Genomic DNA, 13,500 nt, shown 5'->3' on the forward strand with positions numbered 1-13,500 from the left:
GATCCCCGGCACAGCACCCCATCCTGTTAGCCGATCGGACAAGATTTAGTGGGCGAAGTAGTACGATCAGACAATATGGGAGTGGCTGGCGTCGGGTTGGGTCAACTGGTGCTGGCGCTGGACGCGACGCTGGTCAGCCTGGTGGACGCGCCCCGCGGCCTGGACCTGCCGGTGGGCTCGGCGGCGTTGATCGATTCCGACGACGTGCGGCTCGGCCTGGCGGCGGCAGCGGGCTCGGCCGACGTGTTCTTCCTGCTGGGCGTCGCCGACGACGAGGCGCTGCAGTGGATGGACAGGCAGGCGAGCGAGCGCGCGCCGGTGGCGATCTTCGCCAAGGAGCCGTCGGACGCGCTGGTGGCCAGGGCGGTCGCGGCCGGGTCGGCGGTGGTAGCCGTCGACCCACGGGCCCGGTGGGAGCGCCTCTACCAGTTGGTCAACCACGTCCTGGAGCACCACAGGGACCGCGCCGACCCGACGGACGACTCGGGCACCGACCTATTCGGTTTGGCGCAGTCGCTGGCCGACCGCATCCACGGCATGGTGAGCATCGAAAACGCCCAGTCGCAGGTGCTTGCCTATTCGGCCTCCAACGACGAGGCCGACGAGCTGCGGCGCCTTTCCATCCTGGGCCGCGCCGGTCCGCCCGAGCATCTGAAGTGGATCGGCCAATGGGGCATCTTCGACGCGCTGCGATCCGGCGACCAGGTGGTGCGCGTCGCCGAGCGCCCGGAGTTGGGTCTGCGCCCGCGGCTCGCGATCGGGATCCATCAGCCGCCGGCCGGTGGCCACCGACCACCGGTGTTCGCCGGCGCTATCTGGGTTCAGCAGGGCTCGCAACCGCTGGCCGACGACGCCGAGGAGATGCTGCGGGGCGCGGCGGTGCTGGCCGCCCGGATCATGTCACGGCTGGCGGCCCGGCCGTCCACGCACGCGCGGCGGGTGCAACAACTTCTGAGCCTGACGGACGGCGAGCCCGCCGACGTGGCCGCCATCGCCCGCGAACTTGGCCTCGCCGCCGACGGCACGGCCGCGCTGATCGGCTGGGACTCCGCCGACACCGGGGCCCGCCCTGCGCGGCTGGCCGACGTTTTGGCGTTGAGCGCCAGCGCTTTTCGCCGCGATGCTCAGGTCGCGTCGCGGGGGTCGCGAATCTATGTGCTGCTGCCGCAGACTCGCACCCGGCCGGTCACCTCGTGGGTCCGCGGCACGATCGACGCGCTGCGCACCGAACTTGGCGTCGAGCTGCGGGCCGCCATCGCCGCGCCGGTCGCCGGCCTGGCGGGGGTCGCGGATGCGCGTACCGAGGTGGATCGTGTGCTGGATAGTGCTGAGCGGCACCCGGTTTTAGGGCAGGTGACATCGCTGGCCGAGGCGCGCACCACCGTCCTGCTCGATGAGATCGTCACCCTGGTCGGCGCCGACGAGCGGCTGGTCGATCCGCGGATCCGCGAGCTGCGCGCGCGGGACCCGGTGCTGGCCGAGACGCTGCGGGCCTACCTGGACAGTTTCGGTGACGTTGGCGCCGCCGCGCGGTCGCTGCAAGTGCATCCCAACACCGTCCGCTACCGGGTGCGACGGATCGAGAAGCTGTTGTCGACCTCGCTGTCCGACCCCGAAGTGCGCCTGCTGTTTTCGCTGGGATTGCGGGTGACCGAGCGCTCGGCCTAGCGGCGGAGCGGACATGAACACCTGGCCGGGTCGGGCACGCCGTGGTGGTCACATGTGTCACGTGCGTCTCGGCGTGGCAGGCACATACTTCGCTGCCCGCCTCACAGCGACACGCGTGGTCAGCTGTCGCTGCGAGGCGGGCACATCGCCTATGCCGCCCAGCGAGTTACCGATGTGACAACGGGTCGGCAAGCAGCCCGTCCCACCCGGGGCGCTGCTTGTCGTTGGGGTCGCTAGGCACTGGCGAGCACGCGATTCCTTGCAACCCAGTCGTCGATGTGGCGCATGGTCACGGGTAGCGCCTCCCCAAAAAGGCGAGGTGGTCGGAGCGGGGAATCTCCACATAGGCCGGGGATCATCGACAGTGTTGCGACTGCGGTCCGCACGGGGCCTGCGCGACCGACCGCTGCCCGACGGCGCCATCATCTGGACCTCACCCCGCGGCCCGCCCCGCATCTGCATACCGACGAAATACCATCTGCCCCAAGAGAATATCGACCACCACCCGATGACCGCGACATCATGATGCCCGGATGATGCCGAACGCAACCACCCGCCGCCCTATGAGCGGGCCGTAAACCTTCGCGCCCCACGGAATAGTTATGCTCAGCGTGAGGCTAAATCAAAGTGTTGCAGCGGATTTGCGTCCGGTTAGGCTTCCCTGGTGACAGAAAGCCCGTCGTCGTATTTGGTGCTGGCTTCCCAGCGCAGCGGCAGCACGCTGCTGGTGGAATCGCTGCGGGCGACCGGGGTGGCCGGGGAGCCCCAGGAATTCTTCCAGTATCTGCCGAGCACGAGCCAGGCCCCGCAGCCGCGGGAGTGGTTCGACGGCGTTGAAGACGAGTCGATCCTAAGCCTGCTCGACCCGCTGGACGAAGGCACGCCGGACCTCGCGCCGGCCGAAATCTGGCGCGACTACATCCGCACCGTCGGAAGAACACCGAACGGCGTGTGGGGCGGCAAGCTGATGTGGAACCAGACACCGCTGCTGTTGAACCGCGCGAAGGACCTGCCGCATCGATCCGGCGACGGTTTGCGGGCCGCGATCCGCGATGTCGTCGGCGAGGAACCGCTCCTGCTTTACGTGTACCGGCCCGATGTGGTGTCGCAGGCGGTGTCGTTCTGGCGTGCGGTGCAGACCCGGGTGTGGCGGGGCAGACCGGATCCGACCCGCGACGCGCGCGCCACCTACCACGCCGGGGCGATCGCCCACGTCGTCACCATGCTGCGCGCCCAGGAGCGCGGCTGGCGAAACTGGTTCGCCGAAGAAGACATCAAACCCATGGAGATTTCCTATCCGGTGCTGTGGCGCAACCTGACTCAGGTGGTGGGCACCATCCTCGACGAGTTGGGGCTCGACCCGCGGCTGGCGCCCCACCCGGTGCTGGAACGCCAGGCCGACCAGCGTTCCGACGAGTGGGTGGACCGCTATCGTGCGGACGCCGAGAAAGAGGGACTACCGACGTGACCGCAACCGCACCGACAGAAACGCGACGAGTCGACGAGTTGCGGCTGCTGGAAGCCGAAGCCGTGCACATCATTCGCGAGGTCGTGGCCGAGCTGGAGCGGCCGGTGCTGCTGTTTTCGGCGGGCAAGGACTCGATCGTGCTGCTTCGCTTGGCGGAGAAGGCGTTTCGGCCGCTGCCGTTGCCGTTTCCGGTGCTGCACGTCGACACGGGCCACAACTTTCCCGAGGTGATCGAGTTTCGCGATCGCAGGGTCACCGGGCACGGGCACAGGCTGATCGTCGCCTCGGTGCAGGAATCCATCGACACCGGCCGCGTGCCCGACCCCGGTCCCGGAGCTTCGCGCAACCGGGCCCAGACGCGCACGCTGCTCGACGCGCTGGAGGCCGGCGGCTTCGATGCGGCGTTCGGCGGCGCCCGCCGGGACGAGGAGCGCGCCCGCGCCAAGGAACGCATCCTGAGCTTCCGCGACGAGTTCGGCCAGTGGGATCCCCGCGCGCAGCGCCCGGAGCCCTGGTCGCTCTACAACGGCCGCATCAAGAAGGGCGAGCAGGTGCGGGTGTTCCCGCTGAGCAACTGGACCGAGCTCGACGTGTGGCGCTACATCGAGCTGGAAGACCTTGAAATACCGTCCATTTACTACGCCCACGAACGCGAGGTGTTCGAGCGCGACGGCATCCTGCTGGCGGTCTCGGAGTACGCCGGGCCGCGGACCGGCGAGACCGCCGCCGTGGAGTGGGTGCGCTACCGCACCGTCGGCGACCTGACCATCACCGGGGCGGTGCGTTCCAGGGCCACCGAGATCACCGGTGTCATCGCCGAGATCTCCGCGGCCACGGTCTCCGAGCGCGGCGAGACCCGTGCCGACGATCGCACCTCGGCCGCGGCGATGGAGGACCGCAAGCGAGAGGGTTATTTCTGATGACCGCGACCGTCACCCGTCAGCTGCTGCGCATCGCCACCGCGGGTTCGGTGGACGACGGCAAGAGCACCCTGATCGGGCGGCTGCTGCACGACACCGACAGCCTACCGCTGGACCACCTGGAAGCCGTCACCGACGAAGACGGCGTCGCCGACCTGGCGGCGCTGTCCGACGGTCTGCGGGCCGAACGCGAACAGGGCATCACGATCGACGTCGCCTACCGCTTCTTTTCCACCGACGCCCGCGGCTACATCCTGGCCGACACTCCGGGCCACGAGCGCTACACCCGCAACATGTTCACCGGCGCCTCCAACGCGCATGTGGCCATCCTGCTGGTCGACGCGCGCGCCGGGGTGCTGCGACAGACCCGCAGACACGCGCGCATCGCAAAGCTGTTGGGCATCAAGCACTTTGTCGCAACGGTGAACAAGATCGACCTCATCGACTTCGACCGGGCCAAGTTCGCCGACGTGGAAGACCAGCTGCGCCGGTTGGCGGCGCGCCTCGGCGACGTGGACATCACGGTGATCCCCATCGCGGCCAAGCACGGGGACAACGTCGTGCACCGCTCCGACCGCACGCCGTGGTACGGCGGGCCCACGCTGCTGGAGTACCTGGAAAGTGTCGAACTGGCCGCGCCGCAGGCCGAGGCGTCGCGGCTGCGGTTGCCGGTGCAGTGGGTGTCGCGGCCGACCGCCAACGTGCGTCGCCGCTACACGGGGCGGCTCGCGGCGGGAACGCTGCGCGTCGGCGATCCGGTGGTTTCGCTGCCCGCCGGCACCCGCTCGACGGTGACCGCGCTGGACACCCTCGACGACGAGCGCGCGACGGCCGTTGCGCCCCTGTCCGTTTCGATCGAGCTGGCCGACGACATCGACGTGGGCCGCGGCGACGTGCTGGTCAACGGTGCCGACGACGCGACCTGGCCGGTGCAGGCCCGAGAGCTCGACGCGACCGTGTGCTGGTTCGTCGACTCGCCGCTGCGCGCCGGCGACCGGCTGGCGCTCAAACAAACCACCAAGACGGTCCGGGCAACCGTGCAGGAGCTACACACGCGGCTGGATCCGGAAACGCTCGACGAGCTCGACAGTCCAGTCGAGTTGGCGCTCAACGACATCGGCACCGTGACCCTGCGAACCAGCTCCGTCGTCATCGCCGACACTTACGCCGACAACCGCGACAGCGGCGCGTTCATCCTGATCAACGAAACCACCAACGACACCGTCGGCGCCGGCACCATCATTGAGGCGCGGGAGGTCAAGCCGGGCACGCACCCACGCACCGACATCCGCTGGCATCCCTCGGCGCTGGACCGTGGCCACCGGTGGCGGGCCATCGGACAGGCGGGCGCGACGATCTGGTTCACCGGCCTGCCCGCGTCCGGCAAGTCGACGATCGCGGTGGCCGTGGAGCGCGCGCTCGTCGAGTCGGGGCGGGTGGCCTACCTGCTCGACGGCGACAACCTGCGCCACGGCCTGTCCGACGACCTGGGCTTTTCCCCCGGCGACCGCACCGAAAACATCAGGCGGGTAGGCCATTTGACCCGACTGCTGGCCGACGCGGGCGTGGTCGCGCTGGCGTCGCTGGTGTCGCCGCTCAAGTCCGACCGCGAGACCGCCCGCGCCCTCAACGACGCCGCCAGGCTGCCCTTCATCGAGGTGCACGTCGCCACGTCGCTGGCCGAATGCGAAAAGCGGGACCCCAAGGGCCTCTACGCGCGCGCCCGCAGCGGCGAACTCAAAGGGCTGACCGGTGTCGACGCGCCCTATGAGCCACCCGACAATCCGGACCTCGTGCTCGACACCACCGGCGCCGACATCGACGGTCTCGCCGCGCAAGTCATCGCCCTGCTCAACGAACGCAGTCCCCGCCGACAGAGCTAGGTCGACGGTCGCGACCCGCTGCGCCCGGCGACGCCACGCTTGCGATCGCTCCTAAATTCAGCGCGAGCAAATCACTTGGTCGCCGGGAGCGGCCACGCAACCATTGCGTCGTGATTGATACGGGCACACCGCAGTGGCGGGGTTGGCTTGAACGGGTCGGTGACGACTGGTTGGCGACGCTGCTGGCCGGTGTGATCGTCGCATTGGCGGTCGCCAATGCGCTCCCCAAGATCCCGTGGTGATGGCGTGAGCACCGCCAGCGTCGAACCCGACGAAAAGTCCGCTGAAGCGGCCTTCACCAGCAGCCGCGCACTCGACTACGCGCCGGGCATTCTGCTGCTGATCGCGGTGGGCGTGCTGGGCAAGTACGCCCAGATCTGGTGGAACACCCTGGCCAAACACCACCACTGGACCGTTCCCGACATCGAATATGTCTTGTGGGCCATCGTGATTGGGCTGCTCATCACCAACACCGTCGGCCTGCATCCGATATTCCGGGCGGGCGTGCTGACCTACCAATTTTGGCTCAAGGTCGGAATCGTGGCGCTGGGTTCGCGATTCGTGCTCGGCGACATAGCTAAACTCGGCGGCGTCAGCCTGGTCCAGATTCTGGTGGACATGGCGGTCGCGGGCACCATCATCCTGGTCGTCGCACGGGTATTCGGGCTATCGGGCAAGCTGGGCTCGCTGCTGGCGATAGGGACCTCGGTCTGCGGGGTGTCCGCCATCGTGGCCGCCAAGGGTGCGATCCGGGCCCGCAACGCCGACGTCAGCTACGCGATCGCGGCGATCCTGGCCTTGGGCGCGGTGGGGCTGTTCGTGTTGCCGCCGTTGGGGCATGCCATCGGCCTCACCGACTACGAATTCGGCCTGTGGGCCGGCCTGTCGGTGGACAACACGGCGGAAACCACCGCCACCGGCTACCTGTTTTCCGACCCCGCCGGCAAGATCGCCGTGCTGGTCAAGTCGACCCGCAACGCGCTCATCGGGTTCGTCGTCCTGGGTTTCGCGCTGTTTTGGGCGGCGCGCGGGCAAGCCGACGAGATCGCGCCCGGCGCAACGGCCAAGGCCGCCTTCATCTGGGAGAAATTCCCGAAATTCGTGCTCGGCTTCCTGGCGGTGTCGGCGATCGCGACCGCCGGCTGGCTGAGCAAGGGACAAACCGCCAACCTGGCCAACGTGTCGAAGTGGGCGTTCCTGTTGACCTTCGCCGGCGTCGGGCTCACCACCGACATCCGCCAAATCGCGCGCACCGGGTGGCGCCCGCTCGTCGTCGCGATCATCGGGCTCACCGTCGTCGCATCGGTCTCCCTGGGTCTCGTCCTGCTCACCTCGCGCGTGTTCCATTGGGGCCTAAGCACCTAACGGCACCGCCAAGGCCGTCCTGCGGACCAACGCCAAGGCGGTAACCTGGCGCCCATGCAAAACTCGTCCATCGTCTCCCTGCTGCGCGAACGCGCCGGCCTGCCGCCCGACGATTTAGCGTTCGGCGACACCGATCACGGGCGGGGCTGGCGGCGGGGATTCGCCCCGCTGGACGCCTGAGCGGGCCGGCGCGCCCGCACCCCACGTTTGCCATGTTGATCACCATCCTGGTGATGGCCGTCGCCGTGAGCCTCGAACCGTTCCGGATCGGCATGACGGTGCTGATGCTGAACAGGCCCAGGCCCATGCTGCAACTGCTCGCGTTCCTGTGCGGCGGTTTCGCGATGGGAACGACCGTCGGCCTGGTCGTCCTGTTCGTCCTGCGACGCCGACTGCTGGGGTCGACGTACTTCACGTTGCCCAGGGTCCAAATCTTCATCGGCGTGCTGGCGCTGTTGGTCGCGGCCGTGCTCGTCGTGAAACCCGCCGCCCCCCGCGGTGGCGGGCCGGGGAAGCTCACGACGTGGACCCGACGGCTGCTGAACGGGCATTCGTTGTGGGTCGCGGGAGTGGCCGGGCTGGGAATCGCGCTGCCGTCGGTGGATTATCTGGCCGCGCTGGCCGTCATTCTGGCGTCCGGCGCCGCGGCCATGACACAGGTCGGCGCGCTACTGGTGTTCAACGTCGTGGCCTTCGCGCTGGTGGAGATCCCGCTCCTTGCCTACCTGCTGGCGCCCCGGACGACGCGCACGTGGATGACGGCCGTGCACGACTGGATCCGGTCGCGTCGCCGCATCGAGGTGGCCGCCCTGCTGGCCGGGGTCGGCTGCGTCCTGCTCACGGTGGGCTCGGCCGCTCTGTGACGATTCGCGCGATCATCCCGTCCCCCGGCTGACGGCGCGGTCGCCGTTGTCGCGCGGCACGCGCGCGGCGTCCTGCGGCGCGTCGGATCTCAACAGCGGCCAGCCTTTACGCAGCACGTAGTCGAGCCAGGCGCCGGCGAACTGCGAGGTGAGCACGGCCGCGACCACCAGCGTGGTGTAGAACTTCGAGCTGATGATGCCGGCGTCGAACGCGACGCTGGCCAGCACGATGCCCGGGCCGCCGCGGGCGTTGGTGGTGATCCCGAGGTTGATCAGATCGAGGCCCCGGAAACCGGCGAGCCGCCCGGCGAGCGCGACCGACAACATTTTGACCACGCAGGTGCCGACGATGAAGATGGCCATCATCGGCAACGACACGCCCCGGATGAGGTCCAGCTTCAGACCGACGATCGCGAAGTAGACCGGAATGAAGAAGGCGAAGGACACCTTGCTGATCGCCCCGATGGAGTCCTCGAAGAGTCCGCGTTCGTTGTCGACGAGGGCAAAGCCGGCGAGGAACGCGGCGAACACCAGGTTGACGTCGAGCGCTCCGGCGACCGCGCAGTAGGCGAGCAACACCGCGATCGCGTAGCCGGTGGGCGAATGCCGCGCCAAAGCGTTCCAGCGAGCCTTGTTGATGCGCTTGACGGCGCGGGGGACAAGCGTAAGTCCGAGAACGAAATAAGCCACCGTCACCAGCAGGTGCAACGACATCAGCCACGGATTCAGATGCGACTTCGCCGCGATGGAGGTCGCGATCGCCAGCGCGAGCCACAGCACGATGTCCTCAAGCACGGCGACGCCGAGGATGAGGCGCGCGAAGCGCGTGTCCAGGATCTTCAGGTCGGCAAAGATTTTCGACACCACCGGCACCGAAGTGACGGCGACGCCCACCGCCAGAATGATGATCAGCGACACGCGGTTACCGTGCGGTCCGGCCAGGCTGGGACGAATGAGATGGGGCCCGAAGGTCAGCCCGAGCAAGAACGGTATGCCGGTCCCGACGACGACGAGCCAACTCACGGTCCGGCGCTCCCCCCGGCCGAACAGCTGCTGCACCTCGGCGCCGGAAACGAACATCAGCAGCAGGAGCCCGAGCCAGTAGACGAAACTGAGGATCTGGCTGTTGTGTCTGGCGGTGCCCATGAGGTGCTCGACGAACGGCAGCCGGCCCAGCAGCGCCGGGCCGAGCGCGATGCCGGCCAGGATCTCCCCCACGACCTTCGGCTGACCGAGCTTCACGAATAGATATCCCAGCAATTGGGCCAGGCCGACCAGCACAAAAAGCACGAATATGACCGCAGTCAATTGAGCGTTCGACACTAGACACTCCTCAATTTATTGGGGACGTTCCGGCCGGCGCCGCCATGGCCGAGGACCCATCGTTGGTACAGCTGGTAGGCGAGCGTCAGCGCTCCTGCCCCGATGGCGACGGAGAGGGGGTATTGGATGCTGGGCAAACCGATGACAAGCGGAAGCAGCCCGATCGCCAATGCGGGCGGCAGGTGAAGTTTCAGGAGGCGCAGCACGACGATGCCGGCGACCATTGCACAGGCGGCCGCGGTACCGCCGCTTCCGAAGAGGCTCACGGCGACCCATCCCGCGACCGACGTCAGAAAACACGCGGCGGGCAGGGCCAACGGCTTCCCCGCCCAGGGACATGTCGTGGGGTGGGCGAACATCTCGTAGGCGATGACGATCAGCGGCGGGAACAGGACCAATCGCAGTCCGGACGCCGTGGCGCCGAACGCCATCGCCGTCAAAAACGCGAAATACGGCAGGACCCATAAGTTCCCGGTCGGGAGCGTCTCGAGAATGTCGTCGATGTTCGCGGCCAAAGCCACTCCGGTCGCCGCGTACTTTCGCCGGCAATGCCGTTGCCAGGGCACGAGGATCAGCACCAACACCGCCAGGCTCAGCGCTATGGAAGCGGGGTAGAGCCAGCTTTTGATGCCCAGGAAGAGCGGCAGCGCGCCGGCCGCGATCGCCGGGGCGATATTCGACTTGAGCAGGGCCAATAGCAGCACGCATACGCAGACCACGACCAGAATGGCCGGCACCCCGAAGCGAAGCTCCCGGGTGATCGACGTGCCGACGACCGCCGCGAGGGCCGGCGTCACGATAAGCCGCCCCGGCTGACTCGCCCACTTTCCCCACGGTCGGGTCAACACGTCGTGCGAAAGCGCCGCGAGCCCGGGGAAGAACAGGTAGTCCCAGCCGTGACACTGCGCTGCCACCACGACATAAAGCACGGCTACGGCCTCCATGAGGAGGCGCTCGCGGAGTGCCAGACTTCGCTCAGCCATAGACCCTGGCGTCCTTAGCGTCATGCCGCGGGCCTTCGCTCTGGCACCGAGGCTGCGGTCGCGGTGTCGAGTCTGCGTTCACGGCTGGCTTTTTCGCCCGTCGTCGCCGTCACTACAGGCTCGGCAGCCTCGGCGCCTCAGTTCAGAGGCTTTCGCCTGTTTCGAGCCAGTGGGCGCAGTCGTTGCCGAGTTGGTCCAGGGCGGTGGTGTCGAAGCGGTGGACTTGTTGGGGGGTCAGTTCGTTGCGGTGGTCGCGTTTGAGTCCTTTGTGAAAAAACGCTTTGGCACTCGACATGTGCGCCCCGCCAAAGGGCGCCATCTTTTCCGCCCGCGCGCTCATGTACTCAAACGAGCAATGCTCGGCGATGACATCCATGCGCAGCGACGCCGCGTCGATGGAGAAAAACTCCGCCAACCGTACGATCTGAGCCCGCAGATCGTTTTTGAGCTGCTGATAATGCAACAACAACACGTTAGGCTCCTCACGCAGCGCCCACCACGACGCCATGATGTCGAGCAGATCACAACACCCATACCCGTGGGTATCGAGCCAACGATCAAAAAACTCCTGCATATCCTCCGGAATCACCAACGGGGTCGGGTCCCCCGACCACTGGGCATGAATCCGATTAATCTGCTCCATCGTCTCCGGAGAGAAGTTGTACAGATAGTTGTGCAAACTGATGCCCAGGTCCTTGCCGTTGCGCCCGACAAACACATACCGGGCCTGCGGAGCGATCGGCAGCGCATCAGCGGGCAGATGCGACTTAATCACCCGACGCACCCCCGCCACACGCTGCTGCTCGAGCACCGCCAGCATCGAGGCATGATCACCCCAACTGGAATCCAACCACGGCGAGGTATCCGATAAACCCCCCTCACTTTCCTGCCCATTATGCAAAATCTGCTGAACGATCCGCTGCGTCCACGTCGTCCCCGCCTTAAACGGATCCGCAACAACAATATCCCCCTCAACAAAACCACCCGACGCCAAAAACCCCTCCCACACCAAAGAATCAGAAAGATAATCCCTGAGTACCCTGGTGGGAGCCATTAATTGCTTATTCACAGTAAACTGCCTTTCTCTAAATGTCGCGCGTCCGAATACCCATTCGATGAACGAAAGTGCGTGCAAAGAAACCCAAAGAGAATTGCGGGACCCGGCCACGAATGACGCCCGGGGGCGTGATCCTTATCCGTGACGTCCGCGAGCCGGTTGTCCCCGCCGGAGAAGCCGATCGCGCTTGCTCGGTCCACGGGATCGACAGCGCCACCGTGGATTGCACGGCACCGAGTTGACGCTGTTGCCATACATATGCTAATTCCGGCCCGCGGACGTCATAAACGGCTATGAGCTGCGGTTTCTTGGTCAATGTCGATCCGTGTACCATCGCGCGCCGTCCTTGCGATGTCACCGATCGCCTCTCCACCTTTGTTTTACTCACCATGATTCTTAATGGCGATGATGGTGGACCAAGCTGACGACAGGCTGTGTGCTGCTTGAGTGTTTCCTGTTCCCCGCACCCGCTTCAGCGCCCCAACCGGCCCGGGCGCCCCGGCGTTATGGTTATGGCCGGGCTTCGGGCCTCCCGGCGCAACCCGCGTCGAGGACGGCTACCAGTAATGCCCGACGTGGCCCGGGATCCGGGCATCGATGCGGGCACCCTGGGTCAACTGGGTCACCAAGGCACCGAACATCAAGGGAAGCAAGGTCTTTCGACGGATGACGGGTTGGTTGAACGTGATGCGCTACCCGCCGATGGCGGGACGGGGCATTTTGAAGCGGCGATCCCGCATGCGGAATACCGCATTGCCGGTGCGACGCCCTTCGCCGTTTGCCATCGGCGCCATGCCCGCCGTCGGCGTCCCGCCCGGTGCGTTTGCCGCCCACGGCGGGAGAGCCCGGAAGCCCGCCCCCTCCGAAGCCAGCGGTTCAGCGGCAGGGTTGTCCGCCGGAGTCGCCGACGCCCAGCTCGGTGGGACCGACAAGCGGCCGATCGATGTCGCCTGGCCCACACTGACGAGCACCGGACCGCGCATGCCTGCCGAGCCCGGCCCTGTGCCGACGAGCCGCTCGGGAAGCTTGGGGGGAGTGGGCGACTTGGGTAGATGCGATTCGACATCCGATTTCGCCGCAAGGGAGTAGCTTCCGATGTTGCCCCCGGTGAAGACCCACTGCCAGAATGGCTGCGTCGGCCCGAAGATAAAAGTATTCATGTCGGTGAAGGCGGTCAGTACCGGCGCGGGCACCAACGAGTTCAACTGCGCCAACCACTCCCACGGTGAGGCGGCGCTCGGATCCGCCGTCGCGGCAAGGGCCTGGACCTGTTGCGGCAAAGCCGCCATCAGCTCGGACAGGGTTGTCTGAGCCTGTCCTGTCGTTGAGCCGGTCACGGCCTGGGCCGCCGCGGCGGATTGGCCACCGGTGTTTGTCGTTTGCGGTGGCTCACCAAACGGCGTCAGCGCGGTCGCGACCGACGAGGACGCGGCGTAACCGTACATGGCGGCGGCGTCCTGGACCCACATCTCGGCGTAGTCGGCCTCGGTGGCCGCGATCGCGGGCGTGTTCTGCCCAACGAAGTTGGTGGCAACCAGCGTCGCCAGCAGGAGCCGGTTGGCCGCGACCACCGGCGGCGGCACCGTCGCGGCGAACGCCGTCTCGAAGGCGGCCGCCGCCGCCCGAGCCTGGCCCGCGGCTTGCTCGGCCTGCGCCGCCGTCGTCGTCGCCCACGCCACATACGGCGCGGCCGCGCTGGCCATCGCGATTGCCGCACCACCCGACCACTGGCCTTGGAGCTCCGAGAGCGTCGAGGAGTAACCGGCCGCATACAACTCCAGTTGCGCGGCCAGCGCGTCCCAGGCCGACGCGGCCGCCATCATCGGTCTCGAGCCAGGACCGAAATACATTCGGCCCGAGTTGATCTCGGGCGGCAGCGCCCCGAAATCGAGCATCGGTGTTCCCTTCTTAACCGTCGCCGGCGACAAGCAGTCGCCGGGTCCTGTCCACGTTGGGGTGTGCGACTACCG

The 13,500-nt window shown here is 67.0% G+C and carries 12 protein-coding genes; 8 read left to right on the plus strand and 4 right to left on the minus strand.

What is annotated here, in order from left to right:
• The first annotated feature begins 75 nt into the window (after positions 1-75).
• From K3U93_RS18290 to K3U93_RS18315, 8 genes are all read left to right on the plus strand, one after another.
• Positions 76-1,668: a PucR family transcriptional regulator gene (locus K3U93_RS18290; protein ID WP_139796976.1), complete on the plus strand. Its 1,593-nt coding sequence runs from the start codon at positions 76-78 to the stop codon at positions 1,666-1,668.
• 664 nt (positions 1,669-2,332) lie between these two features.
• Complete coding sequence (gene stf0 / locus K3U93_RS18295; RefSeq protein WP_071508926.1) at positions 2,333-3,136, plus strand: trehalose 2-sulfotransferase; 804 nt, start codon at positions 2,333-2,335, stop codon at positions 3,134-3,136.
• Positions 3,133-4,056: a sulfate adenylyltransferase subunit CysD gene (cysD, locus tag K3U93_RS18300; protein ID WP_071508925.1), complete on the plus strand. Its 924-nt coding sequence runs from the start codon at positions 3,133-3,135 to the stop codon at positions 4,054-4,056. Before stf0 ends, cysD begins: the two co-directional genes overlap by 4 nt.
• On the plus strand, positions 4,056-5,939 hold the full coding sequence (gene cysC / locus K3U93_RS18305) for an adenylyl-sulfate kinase (protein WP_071508924.1): 1,884 nt from the start codon (positions 4,056-4,058) through the stop codon (positions 5,937-5,939). Before cysD ends, cysC begins: the two co-directional genes overlap by 1 nt.
• 110 nt (positions 5,940-6,049) lie before the next feature.
• Positions 6,050-6,181, plus strand: coding sequence for a hypothetical protein (locus tag K3U93_RS25290; RefSeq protein WP_254893606.1), 132 nt, complete (start codon positions 6,050-6,052; stop codon positions 6,179-6,181).
• Positions 6,156-7,304, plus strand: a complete 1,149-nt coding sequence (locus K3U93_RS18310; RefSeq protein ID WP_071508923.1) for a YeiH family protein — start codon at positions 6,156-6,158, stop codon at positions 7,302-7,304. Before K3U93_RS25290 ends, K3U93_RS18310 begins: the two co-directional genes overlap by 26 nt.
• Positions 7,305-7,358: 54 nt before the next feature.
• Complete coding sequence (locus K3U93_RS25295) at positions 7,359-7,484, plus strand: hypothetical protein (RefSeq protein WP_254893609.1); 126 nt, start codon at positions 7,359-7,361, stop codon at positions 7,482-7,484.
• A 32-nt stretch (positions 7,485-7,516) separates the two neighbouring features.
• Positions 7,517-8,167, plus strand: a complete 651-nt coding sequence (locus tag K3U93_RS18315) for a GAP family protein (protein WP_071508922.1) — start codon at positions 7,517-7,519, stop codon at positions 8,165-8,167.
• Positions 8,168-8,179: 12 nt separating this feature from the next.
• Here K3U93_RS18315 and K3U93_RS18320 read toward each other — a convergent pair whose 3' ends face one another.
• The 4 genes from K3U93_RS18320 to K3U93_RS18335 all read right to left on the minus strand — a co-directional run bounded on the left by K3U93_RS18320 (position 8,180) and on the right by K3U93_RS18335 (position 13,425).
• On the minus strand, positions 8,180-9,490 hold the full coding sequence (locus K3U93_RS18320; protein WP_071508921.1) for a cation:proton antiporter: 1,311 nt from the start codon (positions 9,488-9,490) through the stop codon (positions 8,180-8,182).
• A complete protein-coding gene (locus K3U93_RS18325; protein ID WP_071508920.1) occupies positions 9,490-10,473 on the minus strand; it encodes a hypothetical protein in 984 nt (327 codons plus the stop codon). The genes K3U93_RS18320 and K3U93_RS18325 overlap by 1 nt, the downstream gene beginning before the upstream one ends.
• Before the next feature lie 142 nt (positions 10,474-10,615).
• Positions 10,616-11,542 (minus strand): sulfotransferase domain-containing protein, encoded by a 927-nt coding sequence (locus K3U93_RS18330; RefSeq protein ID WP_230981415.1) that lies wholly within the window; start codon positions 11,540-11,542, stop codon positions 10,616-10,618.
• A 680-nt stretch (positions 11,543-12,222) separates the two neighbouring features.
• Entirely contained in the window at positions 12,223-13,425 is a 1,203-nt protein-coding gene (locus K3U93_RS18335; RefSeq protein WP_083010752.1) for a PPE family protein, read from the minus strand.
• Positions 13,426-13,500 lie beyond the last annotated feature (75 nt).

Source organism: Mycobacterium malmoense (assembly GCF_019645855.1).
Taxonomy (GTDB): domain Bacteria; phylum Actinomycetota; class Actinomycetes; order Mycobacteriales; family Mycobacteriaceae; genus Mycobacterium; species Mycobacterium malmoense.

Excerpts from the sequence above, each read along its gene's own strand:
- K3U93_RS25295 (WP_254893609.1), top strand. The coding sequence starts at position 7,359 with ATGCAAAACTCGTCCATCGTCTCCCTGCTGCGCGAACGCGCCGGCCTG.
- K3U93_RS18335 (WP_083010752.1), bottom strand. The coding sequence starts at position 13,425 with ATGCTCGATTTCGGGGCGCTGCCGCCCGAGATCAACTCGGGCCGAATG.
- K3U93_RS18315 (WP_071508922.1), top strand. The coding sequence starts at position 7,517 with ATGTTGATCACCATCCTGGTGATGGCCGTCGCCGTGAGCCTCGAACCG.
- cysC (WP_071508924.1), top strand. The coding sequence starts at position 4,056 with ATGACCGCGACCGTCACCCGTCAGCTGCTGCGCATCGCCACCGCGGGT.
- K3U93_RS18325 (WP_071508920.1), bottom strand. The coding sequence starts at position 10,473 with ATGGCTGAGCGAAGTCTGGCACTCCGCGAGCGCCTCCTCATGGAGGCC.
- K3U93_RS18310 (WP_071508923.1), top strand. The coding sequence starts at position 6,156 with ATGCGCTCCCCAAGATCCCGTGGTGATGGCGTGAGCACCGCCAGCGTC.
- K3U93_RS18290 (WP_139796976.1), top strand. The coding sequence starts at position 76 with ATGGGAGTGGCTGGCGTCGGGTTGGGTCAACTGGTGCTGGCGCTGGAC.